The 711-nt window shown below is 68.6% G+C and carries 2 protein-coding genes; both read left to right on the forward strand.

What is annotated here, in order from left to right; all coding sequences use genetic code 11:
- Positions 1–37: 37 nt before the first annotated feature.
- Positions 38–361: a membrane protein insertion efficiency factor YidD gene (gene yidD, locus DNK89_RS23345; RefSeq protein WP_049077350.1), complete on the forward strand. Its 324-nt coding sequence runs from the start codon at positions 38–40 to the stop codon at positions 359–361.
- A 48-nt stretch (positions 362–409) separates the two neighbouring features.
- The coding region (gene yidC / locus DNK89_RS23350; protein WP_153064328.1) for a membrane protein insertase YidC at positions 410–711 on the forward strand (302 nt) is incomplete at its 3' end.

Below are 711 nucleotides of genomic sequence, written 5' to 3' on the forward strand. Positions count from 1 at the left end.
GGGCCGAAGCGGACGCTCACTTCGAGCGGATCGCGCGATGAACGGCCCATCCCCCCGGCAGGCAGGCCGCGCGCAGCGCGGGCGTTCCGTGGGGGCCGCAATCCTCATTGCCCCGATCCGGTTCTACAGGTTTTTCCTGAGTCCCTGGATCGGCCGGCAATGCCGCTTCACCCCGACCTGCTCGGCGTACGCGATCGAGGCGATCGAGCGCCACGGACCCTGGCGCGGCTTCTGGCTGATGCTGCGACGCATTGGCCGCTGCCACCCCTGGTCGCCCGGCGGCTGGGACCCGGTTCCCGCCGACAAGGGAACCAAGCGCGGGGCCTGCTGCTCCCATGGCCACCGCACCGAGCATGATTGACGCTAAACTGGCGGGCTTTGCTGGCCCGTATTCACTTCAGTAGGCACCATGGATATCCGACGAACCGTCCTCTGGATGATTTTCTCCTTCTCGCTGTTGCTCCTTTGGAACAACTGGCAGATCCATAACGGCAAACCGTCGTTGTTCGGGGCGCCCACGCCCACGGCCAGCACGACCGCCAACGGCACGCCGGCCGCCGCGAACAACGCGACGCCCTCGGTGCCCAATGCGCCGCCCGCGACCGCCACCGCCGCGCCTTCGGCCGTGCCTGGCGCCGCCGCGCCGGTGCCGACGCGCTCGGAAGAAGTGGTCGTCACCACCGACGTGCTGCGCCTGACCTTCGACACGCT

The sequence above is a fragment of the Acidovorax sp. ST3 genome, assembly GCF_003231145.1.
Lineage (GTDB): Bacteria > Pseudomonadota > Gammaproteobacteria > Burkholderiales > Burkholderiaceae_C > Acidovorax.